General features: G+C 41.9%; 16 protein-coding genes and 3 pseudogenes. 10 read left to right on the top strand and 9 right to left on the bottom strand.

What is annotated here, in order from left to right; translation table 11 throughout:
* Both AACW06_RS21065 and AACW06_RS17010 read left to right on the top strand, forming a co-directional pair.
* Window positions 1-257, top strand: a pseudogene (locus tag AACW06_RS21065) (transposase); the annotation flags it as partial.
* Window positions 254-505, top strand: a pseudogene (locus tag AACW06_RS17010) (IS110 family transposase); the annotation flags it as partial. The pseudogenes AACW06_RS21065 and AACW06_RS17010, both read left to right, overlap by 4 nt.
* A gap of 11 nt (window positions 506-516) precedes the next feature.
* Here the strand turns inward: AACW06_RS17010 and AACW06_RS17005 are convergent.
* Entirely contained in the window at window positions 517-1,029 is a 513-nt protein-coding gene (locus tag AACW06_RS17005; protein WP_192075977.1) for a hypothetical protein, read from the bottom strand.
* A 396-nt stretch (window positions 1,030-1,425) separates the two neighbouring features.
* On the opposite strand from AACW06_RS17005, the gene yghU reads away from it, so the two are divergent.
* The 4 genes from yghU (at window position 1,426) to AACW06_RS16985 (ending at window position 6,324) form a co-directional block, all read left to right on the top strand.
* A complete protein-coding gene (gene yghU / locus AACW06_RS17000) occupies window positions 1,426-2,283 on the top strand; it encodes a glutathione-dependent disulfide-bond oxidoreductase (RefSeq protein WP_192075981.1) in 858 nt (285 codons plus the stop codon).
* Window positions 2,284-2,379: 96 nt separating this feature from the next.
* Complete coding sequence (locus AACW06_RS16995; RefSeq protein WP_192075976.1) at window positions 2,380-2,850, top strand: CreA family protein; 471 nt, start codon at window positions 2,380-2,382, stop codon at window positions 2,848-2,850.
* 200 nt (window positions 2,851-3,050) lie between these two features.
* The gene (locus AACW06_RS16990; RefSeq protein ID WP_192075975.1) at window positions 3,051-4,355 is read left to right on the top strand and encodes an inosine/guanosine kinase; all 1,305 of its coding nucleotides are present in this window, start codon (window positions 3,051-3,053) and stop codon (window positions 4,353-4,355) included.
* A 250-nt stretch (window positions 4,356-4,605) separates the two neighbouring features.
* Window positions 4,606-6,324 carry an EAL domain-containing protein gene (locus AACW06_RS16985; protein ID WP_192075974.1) on the top strand — a complete coding sequence of 573 codons (1,719 nt, stop codon included), beginning with the start codon at window positions 4,606-4,608 and terminating at the stop codon, window positions 6,322-6,324.
* A gap of 40 nt (window positions 6,325-6,364) precedes the next feature.
* On the opposite strand, the gene AACW06_RS16980 is transcribed toward AACW06_RS16985, so the two are convergent.
* Window positions 6,365-7,084 (bottom strand): carbonic anhydrase, encoded by a 720-nt coding sequence (locus AACW06_RS16980; protein ID WP_192075973.1) that lies wholly within the window; start codon window positions 7,082-7,084, stop codon window positions 6,365-6,367.
* Window positions 7,085-7,390: 306 nt separating this feature from the next.
* Here AACW06_RS16980 and AACW06_RS16975 point away from each other — a divergent pair, with 306 nt between their 5' ends.
* Window positions 7,391-7,834: an exoribonuclease R gene (locus AACW06_RS16975; RefSeq protein ID WP_192075972.1), complete on the top strand. Its 444-nt coding sequence runs from the start codon at window positions 7,391-7,393 to the stop codon at window positions 7,832-7,834.
* A 47-nt stretch (window positions 7,835-7,881) separates the two neighbouring features.
* Here AACW06_RS16975 and AACW06_RS16970 read toward each other — a convergent pair whose 3' ends face one another.
* The 6 genes from AACW06_RS16970 to AACW06_RS16945 all read right to left on the bottom strand — a co-directional run bounded on the left by AACW06_RS16970 (window position 7,882) and on the right by AACW06_RS16945 (window position 16,205).
* Window positions 7,882-8,229 (bottom strand): helix-turn-helix transcriptional regulator, encoded by a 348-nt coding sequence (locus AACW06_RS16970; RefSeq protein WP_192075980.1) that lies wholly within the window; start codon window positions 8,227-8,229, stop codon window positions 7,882-7,884.
* Window positions 8,230-8,403: 174 nt separating this feature from the next.
* Window positions 8,404-10,119 carry a pyridoxal phosphate-dependent decarboxylase family protein gene (locus AACW06_RS16965; RefSeq protein ID WP_192075971.1) on the bottom strand — a complete coding sequence of 572 codons (1,716 nt, stop codon included), beginning with the start codon at window positions 10,117-10,119 and terminating at the stop codon, window positions 8,404-8,406.
* A 50-nt stretch (window positions 10,120-10,169) separates the two neighbouring features.
* On the bottom strand, window positions 10,170-12,080 hold the full coding sequence (locus tag AACW06_RS16960) for a methyl-accepting chemotaxis protein (RefSeq protein ID WP_192075970.1): 1,911 nt from the start codon (window positions 12,078-12,080) through the stop codon (window positions 10,170-10,172).
* A 287-nt stretch (window positions 12,081-12,367) separates the two neighbouring features.
* Window positions 12,368-13,294, bottom strand: a complete 927-nt coding sequence (gene speB, locus AACW06_RS16955) for an agmatinase (protein ID WP_192075969.1) — start codon at window positions 13,292-13,294, stop codon at window positions 12,368-12,370.
* Window positions 13,295-15,205, bottom strand: coding sequence for an arginine decarboxylase (speA, locus tag AACW06_RS16950; protein ID WP_192075979.1), 1,911 nt, complete (start codon window positions 15,203-15,205; stop codon window positions 13,295-13,297).
* A 187-nt stretch (window positions 15,206-15,392) separates the two neighbouring features.
* Window positions 15,393-16,205 (bottom strand): TPR end-of-group domain-containing protein, encoded by an 813-nt coding sequence (locus AACW06_RS16945; protein WP_192075978.1) that lies wholly within the window; start codon window positions 16,203-16,205, stop codon window positions 15,393-15,395.
* Window positions 16,206-16,560: 355 nt separating this feature from the next.
* On the opposite strand from AACW06_RS16945, the gene proV reads away from it, so the two are divergent.
* From proV to AACW06_RS16930, 3 genes and pseudogenes are all read left to right on the top strand, one after another.
* A complete protein-coding gene (proV, locus tag AACW06_RS16940; RefSeq protein WP_192075968.1) occupies window positions 16,561-17,748 on the top strand; it encodes a glycine betaine/L-proline ABC transporter ATP-binding protein ProV in 1,188 nt (395 codons plus the stop codon).
* Between the two features lie 2 nt (window positions 17,749-17,750).
* Entirely contained in the window at window positions 17,751-18,857 is a 1,107-nt protein-coding gene (gene proW / locus AACW06_RS16935) for a glycine betaine/L-proline ABC transporter permease ProW (protein WP_192075967.1), read from the top strand.
* Window positions 18,854-19,255, top strand: a pseudogene (locus tag AACW06_RS16930) (glycine betaine ABC transporter substrate-binding protein); the annotation flags it as partial. The gene proW and the pseudogene AACW06_RS16930, both read left to right, overlap by 4 nt.
* A gap of 33 nt (window positions 19,256-19,288) precedes the next feature.
* On the opposite strand, the gene AACW06_RS16925 reads toward AACW06_RS16930, so the two are convergent.
* On the bottom strand, window positions 19,289-19,665 hold a 377-nt coding region (locus AACW06_RS16925; protein WP_192075966.1), incomplete at its 5' end, for a transposase.

Below are 19,665 nucleotides of genomic sequence, written 5' to 3'. Positions count from 1 at the left end.
CTATCCCTGGCTTTGGGCCACTCACCAGTCAAGCCGTAGCGGTATGGTTAGGCACAGGGAAACAGTTCAAAACGGGACGAGACGCCTCTGCTGCGATGGGGCTGGTTCCAAGGCAGAACACAACAGGCGGCAATGTGATGCTTATGGGCATCACTAAACAAGGTAACACTTACATACGGTCATTACTTGTTCATGGGGCAAGAGCAGCATTACGGCGGGCCAAGTTTAAGTCTGACAAACTGAGTCAATGGATGCTCATTATGGCGAAGCCATCAAGCCAACCCTGACTGTCATCAAGGCAAAAAATATACGCTTAATGAGTGACTTAGTAATCCGACGCAATCAGTTATTATCTATGCAGACGATGGAAAAAAACCGAATTCAGATACTCCCAAAATCTCTTCACTCGACCATCAAGCCGATACTAGCGGCAATGAACAATCAAATCACAAAGCTAGAAGAAAAACTCGTTAAACTAATTGAAGATAGCCCTGAATACCAAGCCATCATGATAACCTATTGTTCTATATATACATTATTACTCAATTTGTGATCATTGGACCATTTTTTAAGTAATAACGCTGCAAAATTTACCGAACTGCCAAATGCATGTCTATCCAACATCACAAGATCGGAAACCAAAATTTCATCGTCACTATGGGTAACTAAGCCCGCCGCCACTGGCTCACCTTGGTGAAAGCCTAAATACAACTCACACGGCTGTGCATAAATGATCTGAGTAAAAAACTCGATAATATTGGCTTTATCTTCCTCATTAGCCCATAAGTTAGCTTGTAAAACTGCAAACCAAATTGTCTGACGATGAAAATCAACCAAGTACACATCATCAAGCAAGCTTTCATCTAGAGCTTTCTCTGACGCTTCTAGCAAGCGGTAGCTTCGTTCAACGAGCGCTTTTTGATACAAACTCCGCCCCTGAAGGCTTTCTTGAGTCGGAAACTCCACATCAACTTGGGAAAATAGCCACTGATTTTTAATTGCCGCCACATTAGGTAGGTTATTTGTCATGATGATCTTCTTCTTTTCATTATTGCAGGCAGGATACTAACCAACCCCTTGTGCGACAAGTAATTCCTGACAGTACCGCAATTAAATACCTACCCACTAAATTTATTTCGAGATTACGCTGCAAAAGAATTTCTCCGATAAGCATGGATAAACGTTGTAACTGAAAGAGTCAATGGCACCGCTGCTTCAATTAACAAGAGAATAAAGGGTATGAAATAGAGGGCGTTCAATAATTCGCAGCAACAATATATACTCTTGGTTCTCAAGTAAGGCATGCCTTACCCTTAACAACACTAAACCCTCATCCAAATTACGGATGATTCAAAACAAATGTTATTCGTTTTGAAAGCCGGTAACAAAAGCACATTTGTAGGTTAATCATAAATAGGGAAAATGATGAGCAATAAATACACACCACCGAAAATCTGGATTCATGATACAACTGGCGGTAATAAGTGGGCTAACATTAACCGCCCTATTTCAGGCTCAACTCATGATAAAGCCTTACCTGTAGGAGCGCACTCTTTACAGCTTTATTCACTCGGTACACCTAACGGACAAAAGGTGACGATTCTTTTAGAAGAACTGTTAGCTTTAGGTATAAATGAAGCAGAGTATGACGCCTATCTTATTAACATTGGCGAAGGTGAGCAATTTTCATCGGGATTTGTTGCTGTAAACCCAAATTCAAAAATTCCAGCTCTGGTTGATAAATCGGCAGAGGAAGAGATTAATGTCTTTGAATCTGCTTCAATTTTAGTGCACTTAGCAGAGAAATTTGGTCAGTTTTTACCGAAGGCTGGCAGTGCCAGAACTCAAACGTTTAATTGGCTATTTTGGGCACAAGGTTCAGCTCCATTTCTAGGTGGTGGTTTTGGGCATTTTTACGCTTACGCCGATGAAAAAATGGAATACCCAATCAACCGCTTCGCAATGGAAGTTAAACGACAACTCGATGTTTTGGACAAGCAATTAGCCAAGCATACTTATATAGCCGGTGAAGAGTACACGATTGCCGATATAGCTATATGGCCGTGGTACGGTAATTTGGTGCTCGGTAATCTGTACGATGCCGCTGAGTTCTTGCAAGTGGAAACTTATGTGCATGTAATGCGTTGGGCAAAAATGCTTGAAGCAAGAACTGGGGTGCAACGTGGTCGCTTGATCAACCGCTCACAAGGCGAAGAGTGGGAACGAGTACCAGAACGTCATTGTGCACAAGACATCGATAACGCATTAGCATTACGACCATAATTAGGCCAACCCATGTGCATGATCGATCTTGTTTTTGACCATGCAATTTCAAATTCATTTGTAATGAGAGAGTCGCTAAAAAACTAAGGAATAAAAATGAAAAAGCTACTGTTAACAATCGGGCTATCTACTCTACTCGCGGGCTGTTCAGATAACGAAGTAGGCGATGTAGGTCTTGGTTGGTTTACTTTAAAAGACATAAAAATCGATCAGTTAAAGGATGACGTTGTGACTGGTGTTACTTGTCACATTGCCTCTATCAAAGCGGATTTAAGCCTTTCAGATCCCAGTGACAGCTCAATTTCATGTCGTCAAACTGGTGAAATTACCCCCGAGATGATCGCTAAAATTGATAAGAGTAAATCTGGTGAAGTTGTTTTTAAGCAATCAAAGAGTATTTTCTTTAAGACGATGAAAGTAAGAAGAATTTATGATCCAGAAAATCAGACGCTTCTCTACCTTTCTTATACAACCAAAGAAACTGACGGTAGCTTTAAGCATAGCCTTTCAACCGTGCCACTCTGGGGTACCCAAGCTTATGTCGCTCAACCTGAAGCAACTCAATAACCTGAATTTAAACATATACCCTAACAACTTGAATAAATGCTATTTAACTACCATTTATTCATCCCTTAGCCCAGTTAGGGGGTAAGTCGTACACAAACATTGGCGACCCGAAGATTAGGTCGCCTTTTTGTGCAATAAAATGAAAGTAATATTTCATTTTTGTGATACCATGCTGAAAATTTTCAATTCCATTTTTCAACATGAAATTTCCTGGACAGCGTAAATCTAAGCATTACTTTCCAACCCATGCTCGTGACCCTTTAGTCAATCAAATTCAACAAACACCGAAGCTGCATCGTCCGACGATAGTCGGTGTTGGACAGACTATTGTTGATATTGAAGCTCGTGTGGACAACGAATTCTTAGAAAAATATCAATTGAGTAAAGGTCACTCTTTGGTATTAGAAGAAAGCAAAGCCGATGCGCTCTATGAAGAGTTAGTGGAACGAGGTTTAATTACCCATCAGTATCCGGGAGATACTATCGGTAACACTCTACACAATTATTCGGTCCTCGCCGACAGTAAATCTGTATTGTTAGGCGTTATGTCGAAAAATATTGAAGTGGGCTCATACAGTTACCGTTATTTGTGCAGAACATCTTCACGCATGAACCTCAACCACCTTCAAACGGTTGATGGCCCTATCGGACGTTGCTACACCTTAATTTCGGATGATGGAGAACGAACCTTCGCCATTAACGAAGGGCACATGAATAAACTTCGCCCAGATAGCATCCCTAAAGAGGTATTTGAAAAAGCGTCGGCTTTAGTGGTTTCTTCATATTTGATGCGTGGAAAACCAGAAGATCCGATGCCTCTTGCGGTCAAACGTGCCATTGAGTTCGCTAAAGAAAAAAACATTCCTGTCGTGCTAACCTTGGGCACAAAATATGTGATCGAAGGCAACGCTAAGTGGTGGCAAGACTACATTAAAGAAAATATTACTGTAGTGGCGATGAATGAAGAAGAAGGCGAAGCGTTAACTGGCGAGAAAGATCCCTTACTCGCCGCCGATAAAGCACTTGAATGGGTTGACCTTATCCTCTGTACAGCCGGGCCAGTAGGTCTTTACATGGCCAGTTACACCGACGAAGAGTCAAAGCGTGAAACCGAGTTACCACTGCTGCCAGGCAATATTGCAGAATTCAATAAATACGAATTTAGCCGCGCAATGAGGAAACAAGATTGCGATAAACCCGTTAGGGTCTATTCGCATATCGGCCCTTATTTGGGTGGACCATTAGAGATCAAGAACACCAATGGTGCAGGTGATGGTGCGTTATCTGCATTGCTGCATGATATGGCGTCTAATAGCTACCACCAACGTAATGTTCCTAACTCCGCCAAACATGATAAGCCTTACTTAACCTACTCTTCTCTTTCACAGATCTGTAAGTACGCAAACCGTGTGAGCTATGAAGTACTAACCCAGCATTCTCCACGTTTATCACGAGCCCTGCCAGAACGTGAAGATAGTCTAGAAGAGGCTTACTGGGACCGTTAACACTATGACTTTGTAGAAGCGGTGAATCAGCCGCTTCTCTTATGTTTGCCTTTTAAGAACATTTCTCCCACCAAAACAAATTTGCTAAGCCTCTCTACATTATCTATTTTTGTACAAATAGTTTATGATTGAGACATCTTGTTACACACGCTATAGTATTTATATTGAGTTAAATATTAAAATCTACATGTCACCAAATGCGTGACTCATAGACTGTCCCAATTTCTGCTTAGGCTAGGGTGTTTTATCTATGTCGTTACCACAGGACGAGCTTTTAATTACCGACCGCGATAATGATGTTTTAAATCAACGTTTAGTCCATATCTTCGATTTTTTTAACGAAGGTCTATTTTACATGGGCAACGATGAAACAATGATGCTCTATAACCCTGATTTTTATCATCAATTTGGTATTGAAAGTGACACGCTGACTTTTTCTGATTGGCTAACGCTTGTCCATCCTATGGACAGAAAACTTCTGCAACATCGAGTGGATGAACATATCATAACTGATGCGTCAAGGGCCACAATTCAATACCGAGTAAAGAAAAACAATGGTCAATACATATGGCTAGAAGGTAATGCTATCACCAAGACTATTGATGGTGAACATTTTATGATTGGTAGTCATAAGGATATTTCTGACCAAAAATTAATGGAAGACTATATTCATCAAGCGGCTTTTTTCGACAGTGCATCAGGGCTATACAATCGTACTAAGTTACTCCTTGATATCGATGAGATCACCAATAAAAATACTGGATCTTATGCCTTAATCTACATTCAGCTCGACGATATCAAGTCCTATTTAAACCAGTACGGTACAGGTATTGTTAAAGCCCTACTCAACCATGTCATCAGCGCTTTGCATGAAATTTCGGATGAGTTGGCTGACTTTTACCGTATTCGTTCTGATGATTTCGCCATTTTGCTTAAAGGTAACCATCAATATGATGAGCTAAAACATATCTGCTCGCAGATCATGAAGCATTATTCGAAATCAGCTACTGAACATGGGCATCTTTATGGTAACGATATCAGTATTGGAGTGTTACCTAATCTCAACAATACCTACCGAGCAGAAGAATTAGTCAACATTGCATCCCGAACCTGTCAGTTTGCTAGCGCTAAAAATAACTCGCGAATTGAGATTTATAGTGGGCGAACACAAAAAAATGTCGATCGCTTCTTCTTCATTGAACGTGGGTTAAAAGAAGCACTGGATAGACGCTCTCTGTCAGTCAAGTTTCAACCTATCATCAACGCACAATCAGGCAAAGTTTCAAGCTTTGAAGCGCTAATGCGCTGGCGTTCATCAGAATTTGGCGAGATCTTTCCTGACGAATTTATCCCAGTGGCAGAAAAGAAAGGATTAATCGTTGATTTAGGCTATTTTGTGTTTGAAAAAGCCTGTGAGTTTATTGGTCGTTATAACAAGCAAAATGGCGTTAATATTCGCGTAAATATCAATGTTTCTGTTCTTCAGTTACTCAACAGCAACTTCCCAAGTAACATTTTAATGATGGCAAAGACTGCCGATGTTCCCTCCTCTTCCATTATGTTAGAGCTGACGGAAACCGTGATCTTAGATGGGGATAAGAATGCGCTAAATCAACTTCATTCACTCAGTGAAATGGGCTTCTTACTCTCTTTGGATGATTTTGGCGCTGGTTTTAGTTCTCTTAACAGCTTTTTCGATCTTCCACTGAACCAAATTAAAATTGATAAAACTATTGCCTGGAAAACACAAACCAACCGTGCATCAGAGCAATACCTCGAATGTCTGATTCAATTGTGCCGTTCAAACAATGTTGACATTGTTATTGAAGGCATTGAAACAGCTGATATGTATCAAAAATTCAAAAAAATGGGAGCAACTTATCTACAAGGTTATTGGTTCTCCAAACCGCTCTCTCTTGCCAGTGCAAGTCGTTATACTTTAGGTGCTCTGAGCGCAAATTCAGTCTAAAAACGAGGTCATCAATGACCTCGCTTATTTACATGATCGACTAATCGTTTTTCAACACAACACGAGCATTATGCGCTTGCACAGGACGGTTATTATTGCCCATCATCGAGTTCAATACATTTTCTTGCTGCTGAGACAATGTTTGAGCATGTTTTAACACCAACCAGCGTACACCTTCGCTGCACGGTGGCGTCGTTAACGAACCATTAAAACGATAGTATTTATTCAATTTCGGAAGTAACAAGTTAACATCAAACTCGTGTGCTAACGTTACACTCTTGCCACTTGTTGGCAGGTTTGAAGCTAATTTTGCAAGCTGCTCATTTTGTTGGCCTACTTCAAACATCACAGCGAGAACTGCCAAGTTCCCTGCATTGTCGGCATGCACAAAATGCGCTTCCAACGGATATTGTTTTCCTTTAATAAGGTTTTCCGATGGTGTATGAAAATGAAATTGCTTTAGTTCAAAATCGACGCCATCAAGAACCATATGATTATCACCTGAAACCGAAGCCTGCAAAGTGTGACCATTGTTGGTTAATGTGGTCACTTTCCCCGAATAGTGAATATCCAAAGGTTTTAAATCAGCCTCAAGCGCACGTGTAACATCAATCGGACTTTGATTTTTGCCCACTTCACAAGTTTTCGAAACGTGTCCCCAATGTTCTGGTCCATGCTCTCCCTCATACCCCCAATCCGATGCTTGTGCCATACCTGCAAAACACACCACCATCGACGCGACTAAACAATGTTTTTTCATTCTTATTCCTTTAATTTTCTGTTGGTTCATAATTAGTGGCTAAATAGAGGAGCAACTATTTAATTAACTTTTAGAGATGATATTGCTTATGCAACAAATATCTTAATTGACGCATCATACTTAACTATTTCATTGAATTGTGCGGTGAAAAATAAAGTTGCCAGTAAACCATTTTACATACACTAAGCTTGGTGCGGATTTTAAGCCGGTGATAAAGAGCCAATAACAACGGTTCTGGCACTAAGATAAAAACCGGTTACAATGTGCGCCCAATTTAATGTGCACACCATTTAAAGAGATCCAACCATGCAGCGCGACTACGCTTACGAATGTTTAAACACCATGCCACGCGAAGAACTGGAAGAATTTAGCCTTCGCCTGCTTCATCGCCTGGTTCCTGAAACGATGATGAATGAGCTATTTACTTTTGAGCAAGAAGAAGTGAAAGATGAAGCGCGTTTGCAGGCCGCTCAATTTGACGCCATGCTCCGTATGCACGCCATCGCGTTAAGTGAAATACCTGCGCTCTTTTCTGATTCAGATAATGCCAATCAAAATAGTGAAAGAATGATCCGGCTCGTGCTGTGGCATTTCTATGCGTTATCATTCTGCCTTGAAAAAAGTATTACCTTATCGGTTCACTGTGCTGAAGTTGAAAATATTCTTCGCCAACGTCCAACGGATGCCTTTGCTTGGTCTAAAATACTCACCGACCTACTGTATCGTTACGCCGATTTAAATGCCCAATAGCTGCACTGGTTGTGATCCACTAGATAAGCCACACACTGATGATTTATCTAGTGGATGTGATGTACATAATCGATAATAACTTGGTTTCCCTCGATATAAACACGTTGAATTTCACCATCGACACTGACTCGATTTTGTAAACTAATCGTCCTTTCACCGATGTTTGAATTCAACTTCAGCGATGGCAACACATTTCGTGGTTCAATATGCAAATGCTGACAAAACTGATTAATAAAGCTCATCGATAACGGTGCATTACCACGTAATAAATTAGAAAGCTCAACTTGGCTAATGCCTAACCTTTTCGAAACTTCCATTTGTGTTAAGTGCATTTTCGCTTTTTGCGACATCCAGGCATCGTACAACGCATTTCTATCTTCTTTGTTAAACTCCACCACTTCCCTCTTCTATCGCTATTCTAACTCCATTGAAAATGGCAAAAACGGACCAGCATAATGTCAGACCAACGTAATAATCACCGATTGCGATACCAGGTTCTAACCATTTGGAATGCATATCTCTCTTTTTAAAGGTTTTGCAAACCGTGGGGGCTGCACTCCTAGTCCAACCTAATCCGCATCCAGACTATGAACGAAACGTTCAATGTGCGCACGAGTTGTATTAGGATTCATCAATACCGCTTTTTCTCCAGGGATATGTAAACAATGGCCTTGCAAGTCATAGCGAGTGCGCGCAATAGAGCCGACCCAGTTGGTGTTTAAGTGCATACCTTTACGCTGTAAAAATTGTTGTCGGTGATATAGCGTATTTTCAATCATTGAATCAATCGTTCCATTTTTCCCACCAGACGCCATTTCCTGTTCAAACATCTTTTCTGGGCAAGTTACTTTTTGCGGCTCATAAAGACGGAACACCACGCATGGGCCCTGATTTGCCAGTGCTGCTACCCAACAATGAGGCAATTTGACTAGTTGGCAACGTAAAAAGTTGGCATTTTGTAAGGTATTCGCAATAGCAATTTGATAGCCTTCAACGCCTAAATATTGCAGTGCAGAATACGCAGAAAAAACGCCAACTGCACTACGTGAACACTCAATCGTCGACTGCAATTGTGTCTCTTCACTTTGTGTATGTTCAAAATATGAGTAATAGCTTGGATCGGTTTTTAACGCCGCAAGATCTTGCTTATTTTTCACCATCAGTAAACTCGAAGTATAGGGCACATACCCCCACTTTTGAAAATCAACGGTAAATGAATCCGCTAATTTTAGGCTATTAATATATGGCAGTAGCGAGACGATCCCGTTTAGTGTCGCTGCATTTATCGCCAATGGATTGCGTTCGACATCGTAATTTTTGAAAAATAACATGCTCCAACCTACCGCCGCATCAACATGCAAATGGGGTTTCGTAGCAACCGAATATTCTTCACACAACTTCTCTCTAATGTTGTATACACGTTCAATATCATCAATAGCGAAAGTATCTGTAGTGCCAAAGGTGAGCATAATGGCAGGAACTGGAATATTGTGCTTAAAACACCAGGTCAACTGCTGCTCTAGCTCTGTGATATCCATTTGATTATTATCATTGACCTTAATTCGTATTACTTTTCCTTTAATATCAAGACCAAGTAAAGATAAGTTGGTCATGTTGGAATAATGACCCGCTTCAGAATTAAAGATACGGTACTCTTCTTCAGCCAGCCCATGCATAGCCGAATGACACAACGCTTTACGGATCCCCAATAAATAGCCATACAAGTTGCAAAATGTTCCCCCTTGAGTAAACAAACCACTGGATTGCTCAACGTTGTAACCAACTAAGTTAGCAATTTGTCTAACCACCAATTTCTCAAGCTCTACTGCATCGCCTGCATACTCGCTATACACTAAATTAGGATTGGCAATGATCGCAAGTAATGCACCGTGAATAGCAGGGTCACAAGGGGTTGAAATCACATTCTCAACCGAACGCGGATCATCCCAATTTTTCGAATGTTTGGCGGCATAAAGTGCCAGATTATCGAATGGATGCATGACATCACACGAATCATTAGGAATATGATTTATGTTTAGTAACTGTTGTTGTAGAGAAGACGAAATCGCTGCTGGGCAATGATTTAATCGGCGCCCGTCGAGCCAGTCAGCAATATCGTGAATTCGATATAGCGGCCATAATTTAGGATCTCTGGCAAAAAACTGCGCCCGCATTTTTTCAAATTTCAGATTAAAGGTAGATGTCACTTGATTCGCTTTTTCATCTAACCCAATACAATCTATTGCTTGTTTTTTTAACAATAAATGTTTGGATGCCGTTTTCATCGTCATTTCTCCAGAGTCATTCGTGATAAGCACGAATCGTTACGCTTGCTCTACTTCAGCTTGAAGTTAGCAACTAAACGATCAAGTTCATGATTGGATGAAGATAAAGATTCTGTAGCACTGACCGTTTGTCGACCACTCACCACCAATGATTCAACGATATCTCTGATAGCGAGCATATTTCGACTCAGTTCTTCTGCAACCGTACTCTGCTGTTCGGTTGCCGCTGCAATTTGAGTGCTTAAATCATCGATTTCGGTTACTGAGTTACCCATCATGTTCAAGCTGCCTGAAACTTCAGATGTTTTGTCGGCGGTAGTTTGGCACTGCATTTTGGTTTTGTTCATAGCAGCAACCACACTGTCCGTGCCTTCAAGTAACTTAGCTAACATGTCCGAGATCTCTGTCGTGCTATTTTGCGTCCTCGCCGCCAAAGCACGCACCTCATCGGCCACCACCGCAAAGCCCCTTCCCTGTTCACCTGCGCGCGCAGCCTCTATCGCAGCATTCAAGGCCAGCAAGTTTGTTTGCTCGGAAATAGCACCAATAACCGTCAGTACTTCACTGATCTTAATCGCGTCTTTGTTCATATTCGCAATACGTTCAGACATTTGATCTACATCACTGACCAACGAGCTAACCGTATCAACAGCATTGTTGACAATAATGATCGACTGTTTCGCTTCTTTGCTAGCAGAGTCCGTGATGTTAGTCGATTGAGTGACACTTTCAGCCACTGTCCTAGCGCTCTCGCTCATTTCGGTAATAGCAGTCACAACCTGCTCTGTCTCAGAAGAATGCGAAAGCAGCATATGCTCATTTTCTTTAGCGGTTTGTCCTAACTGCTCAATATTGGAGGAAATATTGCGACTAGCATCGGCGATTTGCAGCATCATTTTTTGTAAGTTTTCAGAGAACAAGTTAAACCCTTGGCTGATCTGAGCCAAATCATCTTCACCATGCACATCCAGACGTCGAGTTAAATCCCCAGAACCTTGTGAAAGAGCGAGTACTGCTTTTTTCAAACGTAGCAAAGGTTTATAGATCTGATTCAGGATAAAAAAGATGGCAGCAATGCTCACAACCAATAACATAATACTGGTGTAGATAGCACTCTTTTGCGCCTCATAAACTTCGGATAAAGCCGTGTTTTTATCGACGAACACCATCAGTGTCCAATACATATTGTCCGTTAAGTTTACGCGCTTGAAATAACCATCAAACTCAATACCAAGATAAGGGAATGACAAGTTTCCTGAGTCCTGTTTACTAAACAGGCTCTCCATTTCGCTGAAATTAGAACTGACTTGGGATGGTGTACGTCCAATATCACCTGGGTCATCACTAGCGAAAAATACCGCATGTTTGTCAGTTAAGGTGGCAGCGCCACCAGCAAACCGCATGTTACTCACTTGCTCGATGACCTCACCAAGTTGAATATCACCTAGCAGTACACCGATAAAGCGACTTTGGGCGTAAACAGGCGTCACAGCACTGACTACACGACTGCCGGTGACTTGATCTTCATAAATGTCGGTTAAGAATGCAGACTGAGACGTTTTTGCTTGCTGATACAAACTGCGGGATTTGAAGTCTTGCTTACCAGTCCACACACCATCATCGCTACCAAACGACATGTATGAGCGTCCATCGTCATAGACCATAACCACATTAGAAATCTGTGCACTTTCTGCCAACAGGCGAACCAACTTTACATTTTCTTGATCGGATAAATCCGTGCTGAAGTGCTTAGACCCTTGCATGACCGCTTGGTAACGATTTTTCACCCAAGACTCTAATTCAGAGACATGATAATTGAGCTTATTCTGAGTTTCAGTGGTGAGAGAGGTGATCATTTTATCTCTCAGCGACAACATATTAATCGAACCCAAAATAATTAAGGATGTTGCAATCAAAATCGCAACACTCACGTATATTCTAGTTTTAAAACCTAAAGCCATGATTCACCCTCACCGTGCTACAGTGTATAAAAATAAGGTGAAACTTGGTCATATTATTAATATGAATGAAAGACCATAGAAACACCTAACCAACCTGATTAAATTGGTACAAGAAAAGTAATTATGCAAGTGGTGTCACAATGATTTATTATCTGATGATGTTCATACGCGTTGACAGTTAAGAACAACACGATGATTTATAAAGGAAGTTTTATTTATAAGTTTTGAATAAAAGAACGGCGCGCAGTGAATAAAAAGACTACGCGCCTAATTATATAACCTTATATTTAGGCTATTTTTTGTGAAGTAGCCCAAACGTAAAGCAGTTCTAAAGCGATAGTCGCGCCAGCCAGAGCTGTCACCTCACTTTGGTCATAAGGTGGGGAAACTTCTACAACATCCATACCGACAAGATTTATCCCTGCTAATCCGCGGATAATTTTGAGGACTTTGTCTGAGTTTAAACCACCACAAACCGGAGTTCCGGTCCCGGGAGCAAAGGCGGGATCAAGACAATCGATATCAAACGTGAGGTAAACCGGTTTGTCACCAATTGTTGCGCGAATCTGAGCAACTATCTCATCGACGGAGAGATCATTCGCTTGCATCGCATTAATCACATTAAAGCCGTGGCCTTCTTGTTTGTATTCCGTACGAATACCGATCTGAATCGAATGCTTGGCCGAGATCAACCCTTCCTTCGGAGCATGATAAAACATAGTGCCATGATCATAAGCGCTACCATTGGCATAGGTATCGGTGTGAGCATCAAAATGGATCAACGCCATTTCACCATGATATTTTGCATAAGCTCGCAGGATCGGCAGAGTGATAAAGTGATCGCCACCTAGTGCTAGCATGGTTTTACCGCTTTTCAAAATTTCGCCAGTTGCCGCTTCTAATCGATACGTGAAATCTTCTGCATCACCACAATCAAACACCAAATCACCGGCATCAATCACTTTAGTGTCATTGAAAAGGTTAAAATCCCACGGGAATTTTTTACCTTCCCACGCTAAGTTAACCGATGCACGGCGTATCGCATCAGGCCCCATACGAGCACCAGGACGTCCCGACGTCGCCATATCCAATGGCACACCTAAAACCACAACATCAGCATCTGCGCTAACTGGGTTCTTTACATATGGACGGCGAACAAAAGTCATCGCATTGGAATACAGCGAATAATCAGTTTTTGTAAACAAATCATTCATTTAAAAATCCTCTAAATAAGTGTAACCGCTCAAGCCTTGCTCTAGCTCTAGCAATACTTTTTCTTGTTCATCAGCGGCAACACATTGGCTAACTAACTCACGATAATTGGTACGGATCTTATCAACATCGATGTGTACATAACGCATCATGTCTTCAACGCTATCGCCTTCATTAATGGACAGTATCTCTGCTTCTCCATTATCCGTCATATTGACTACAACGCTGTGAGTATCGCCAAATAAATTGTGCATATCACCCAATATTTCTTGATAAGCACCCACTAAGAAGAATCCCATTAAATATGGCTGGTCCGCATTCCAGGCAGGAACTGGCAATGTCGTTTCAATACCTTGTCCTTCTACATACTGTTCAATAGCACCATCTGAGTCACAGGTAATGTCCAACATCACCGCCCGGCGATCTTCTACATTTTCTAAGCCAGACAATGGTAGTACAGGGAACACTTGATCAATTCCCCAAGCATCTGGTAGCGACTGGAATAGTGAGAAGTTCACAAAAAACTTGTCGGCTAAACGCTCATTCAGTTCGTCCAAAATTGGACGATGGAAGCGATTTTTGGTGCTCATCTGCAATGTCAATTCGTGATAAATACGCAGTGATAACTGCTCTGCCCAAGCACGATGTTGAAGATTAATCACACCAGTCGAGAATTGGCTATGTGCTTCAGACAAATCACTTTGAGTGTCGTTATAAATTTCAATCAACGCACGAGCATCAGAACCTTCACGTAAATTTTCCCAGTTACGCCACATGTTTTGTAATAACACTGGGGAATCGTGTTCAATCGCAGGGATTTCTTCTGGATAGTAAGCTTCTGTACCAATAACATTGGTGATCAACACGGCATGATGCGCAGTAATAGAACGTCCCGACTCAGAAATAATCACTGGCATCGGTTGGTTATATAACTGACAAACATCACCGACGGTGCTGACAATATTGCGCGCATACTCCACTAACCCATAGTTCATCGAGTTAGATGACTGGCTGCGAGTACCATCATAATCGACCGCTAAGCCACCACCGACATCAAAGAAGTCGATCTTCGCGCCAATATCGCGCAGTTCACAGTAAAAACGGGCCGCTTCATTCACACCATTACGCACATCACGAATGTTGGCCATTTGTGAACCTAGATGGAAGTGGACTAACTGCAGCGCTTCGAGTTGATCTTCTGTTTTTAAGCGCTCAATCACAGTCAGCACTTGTGAAGCTGATAAACCAAATTTTGATTTTTCACCGCCGCTAGCTTGCCATTTACCCGCACCTTGAGATGCTAAGCGAATACGTAAACCTAAGCGTGGTTTCACGCCCAAGCTTTTGGCTTCTTTCAACACGAGATCCAGTTCAGACAATTTTTCTAAAACGATGAAGACTTTGTGCCCTAGTTTCTCACCAATCAAAGCTAGGCGAATATATTCCCTGTCTTTATAACCATTGCACACAATCACCGAGCTGGCTTGTTGAGCTAATGCCAATACCGCCAATAATTCAGGTTTACTGCCAGCTTCAAGACCAAGCTGCTTAGTTTCTAACTGAGCTTGACTGGCTAAAATTTCATCAACCACTTCTTTTTGTTGATTCACTTTAATTGGGTAAACCAACAAATAGTTATTCGGGTACTGGTATTCTTCAATCGCTTGATTGAAAGCATCACAGATATTGTGTACACGTTGATGAAGGATCTGAGGAAAACGCACAAGCACAGGCAAATTTAGATCACGAGCTTCAAGCTGCTTAACGATCGAACTCAAAGGCACTTGATGTGCCTTATCATGACGAGGGGATACATACACCTCACCTTGGTTATCAATACCGTAGAAGCCTTGGCTCCAATAATGAACATTGTAGTCAGCGCGAACGCGATCTAATTTTGATGGTTGTTCCACATCTAATCTCACATGGGCAGAGAGTAAAACGTGAATCAGAAATGCTGAAATCACGACCTGACACTTTGTGTGTCAGGCGCATTAACGTAGAAAAGTAGTTATGTGTCTAATGATAATAATTTATCGTTAAGATTACGTTTAGTTGTTGCAAGGCTGTTCAGAAAAACCACTGAAATTCAATGTAAAACTACGCTCCACCAACGATCAATTCGTCAAATTTCTGGTTACCATGTAGGCCTTCTAAATCCGCTTCTTCTGCGATCATTTCGCGCAACGATGCACTGATATCCGTAGCGCGCTGCAGATCTTCAATTGCTTGCTCTTCAGCACCAATACGAGCATAAGCACAAGCTCGTTGGTACAAGGCTGGCGCATTTCTATCATCGAGTTCTAATACTCGGTTAGATAGACTCAATGCCCAGTAATACTCACGAATTTCCATCGCCGCATCCGCTTTGTAAGTCAATGCCTCTAAATCTCCCGGGCGTATTTTTAAGATTTCATCATAGACTTCGATTCGTTGCTCGGGGGTTTGCATACTCTGAGCACGCAGCCATAAGTTATGAATTTCGTTAATAATTTCTATTTCACGGTTATTTTCTGTGATAATGCGAGTTTTACGCTTTAAATCCCTTTCTAATGCGAGAAATTTCTTTTCGTACTCTTGAGCGATCTTGTTTAACCGCTTATCGGCTAAATCACGCGTATTATGTTTTAGCTCTTTTAGAGACTGCCAGCCTATCAATGCCACCAACGATGCCACACCCGCGATAACATAGAAAAAGTATGTCACTGTCACATTGGAATAGTTGAGTGATTTATCGGCGACGGATAACTCGCGGTCTGTAATTTGGATGGTCATCCGCCGCTCAAGATCTTGCTGCTCTTGTCGTAATGATTTTAGTTCATCCAAGATATAACGCTCGACTAGGGGCCTATCGAGAATCGGCGAATCTGAATAAGCCTCTTCCGCTTTAAGCGGTGTTGATACAACCAACATCAATGTAAAAATAACTACTAACAATCGTGACACAACGCACTTCCTTTCTAGTCCATTTCTTTTTTCAACACAGAAAATGTTCTAAATACAAACAATTTTCCAGTATCAACACTACCGAAAATCTATTTTCTTAAATACTGCCAAACAACACTTGATTCGTCATCGAAACATTTTAATTCGAATTATTTTCAATTAACCATCCGCACAAAAATCATTATAAAACAAAATAATAACCATAAAGCATTAAAAAATATGACAACAGCAACCTTGAAATGACCTTAACCAATGTTTAGTGTACTAAACATAATTGCTATCTACTATTAAATAGCAACGACGAAAACAAAGGATGTAAATCATGTCACCCATGTTAGAAGTGAAAAACCTCTACAAGGTATTTGGGGAAACGCCACAACAAGCCTTTCCTCTTTTGGCTCAAGGACTCGACAAAGACCAAATTTTCGAAAAAACAGGACTGACTGTTGGCGTTAAAGACGTATCACTTTCGATCAATGAAGGAGAAATATTTGTCATTATGGGTTTATCTGGCTCAGGTAAATCAACTTTGGTTCGGCTATTGAACCGACTCATAGAGCCAACTCAAGGTAATGTCTTACTCAAAGGCAAAGACATTGCTCATATTTCAGAACAGGAACTCCGCGAAGTCAGACGAAAAAATATCTCCATGGTTTTTCAAAACTTTGCGCTCATGCCGCATATGACAGTGCTTGAAAACGCTTCTTTTGGTTTAGAACTGGCGGGTATTGCAGCACCTGAACGCAATAAGAGTGCTAAAGAAGCGCTAGCTCGCGTTGGCTTAGAGGCATATTGTGATTCGTATCCCGATGAATTATCAGGCGGGATGAAGCAGCGGGTCGGACTTGCTCGCGCGCTCACTAATGACCCAGATATATTGTTAATGGACGAAGCGTTCTCGGCACTTGACCCATTGATTAGAACAGAAATGCAAGATGAGTTAATTCGTCTGCAAAACGACGATAAACGCACCATTGTATTTATTTCTCATGATCTTGATGAGGCAATGCGTATTGGTGACCGAATCGCCATCATGCAAGACGGCGTTGTTGTGCAAACCGGTACACCCGATGAGATATTGCACAACCCAGCAAATGATTATGTGAGTTCGTTCTTCCGTGGTGTCAATGTCGCCAGTGTCTTTTCCGCTAAGGATATCGCTCGTAAAAATCCAGCGGCCGTGTTCAAGAAACATGACAATGATGGTCCTGCCGCCGCAATGCAGTTATTGATGGATAACGATAGAGACTACGGCATTGTTGTCGACCGCAGTAATAAATACTCGGGTATTGTGTCTCTCGACTCTTTAAAACAAGCACTCAAACAGCAAGCTTCTTTAAGCTCCGCACTGCTTTCCGACACGGTCACTATTGACCCTGAATTATCGGTCGGTGAATTGATTAGCCAAGTCGCTGAAGTGCCATACGCCGTGCCTGTTGTCGATAAGCAAGGACACTATTATGGCGTCATCACCAAATCACGCTTATTACAGACTTTAGACAGGGAATAGTCATGACTACCGAAAATACAACGCAAGCAGCCGAAGCTCTTGATCCATGGGCTTCTGCTGCGATAACTCCCGCCAGTAGTGACCCATGGTCAACGGCTACCGCAACGCCAACTGGTGGTGACTGGTTAAGTGGCACTATTGACGCTCCCGTGCCTTTCGATTGGCTTCACCCCTTCCAAGACGCGGTGATTCCTTTTGATAACTGGGTAGAAACGGGACTGAATTGGTTGGTACAGCACGGCCGCCCATTATTTCAAGCGATCCGAGTACCCATCGATTTCATATTAACTTCCTTTGAAGCAACGCTCGTTTCAACACCAGCTCCATTTATGCTGTTGATCCTATTCCTTATTGCTTGGCAACTTGCAGGCCCAAGAATGGGAATCGCCTCACTAGCGTCATTAATAACTATCGGTTTAATTGGCGCTTGGTCAGAAGCAATGGTGACACTTGCGCTGGTTATGACCTCTGTATTCTTCTGCCTACTCATAGGGCTACCGCTGGGGATATGGCTTGCTAGAAATCAGACCGCTGGCAAATTCATTAGGCCAATATTAGATGCCATGCAAACCACACCCGCTTTCGTGTACTTGGTACCGATCGTTATGCTGTTCGGTATTGGTAATGTACCCGGTGTTGTTGTCACCATTATTTTTGCGCTGCCACCAATTGTTCGCTTGACCATATTAGGCATTCAGCAAGTGCCAGAAGAACTAATCGAAGCGGGGCACGCCTTTGGTGCCAGTCCAAAACAGATGCTTTACCGTATACAGTTACCTCTTGCCATGCCAACCATTATGGCTGGCGTCAACCAAACCTTGATGCTTTCGCTATCGATGGTAGTGATTGCTTCAATGATTGCTGTTGGTGGTTTAGGGCAAATGGTGCTGCGTGGTATTGGTCGCTTAGATATGGGTCTTGCTGCCGTCGGTGGCTTAGGCATTGTAATACTGGCGATTTTATTAGACCGCCTCACCCAGCATATAGGGACAGAAAATCGAGATAAGAAAACGCGTTGGTACCAAACCGGTCCCGTATCCATTTTTTACCTCATCAAACAGAAAATGACTCACCAGCAAAGTATCAACAACCTAGGAGAACAGAAATGAGTTACGCATGGAAGACGTTAATCACCACTAGCATCATCACTTCAACAGCACTATCAAGCAGCGTGTGGGCTGAAAAATTGCCAGGAGAAGGCATCAGTGTTCAACCAGTACAATCAACCGTTGCCGAAGAGACGTTTCAGACTCTAATTGTCAACAAAGCAATGGAAGCTTTAGGCTATGACGTCAAAGAGACCAAAGAGGTCGATTATAACGTTGCTTACACTTCAATTGCAGAAGGTGATGCAACCTATCTAACCGTAGGTTGGTTCCCACTTCATGCTGAAAAATATTCAATGTCCGGCGGCGATGCAAAATTCTACCGCAAAGGTCAATATATTTCAGGGGCTGCGCAAGGATATTTGATAGATAAAAAAACCGCTGAACAGTATGGCATTACTAGGGCGTGTTGATCTTTGCTGTACATTTTGCGTTCAACAATACATCGGTAGCCACATTAACATAAATGCCAGCGATAACATGCTGGCATAATTCCTTTCTAGCTTGTCATATCTACTTGAAATAGCTCGATAATGCTTAATTCTCCCAAAGGCATTTTCGACCAAGTGACGATACTTGTATAGACACCAATCCATACTGTCTTTGTCTATATCTTGTCCGTAATTGCGTTTAGCAATTACCGTTTCTCCGCCACGTTCCTTAACAAAAGCACGGAAAGGTTCACTGTCATATCCTTTATCACAAACGATGGTATTAACTTCATCGAGTTGCTCAACTAAGCTTTCGGCATGCACTATATCGTGGCGTTGTCCTTCTGATAAATCAAAGCAAATCGGCAGGCCACCACTAT

The organism is Vibrio sp. S12_S33 (genome assembly GCF_963889785.1).
Lineage (GTDB): Bacteria > Pseudomonadota > Gammaproteobacteria > Enterobacterales > Vibrionaceae > Vibrio > Vibrio aestuarianus.
This window is presented reverse-complemented; position numbering and strand designations above follow the sequence as displayed.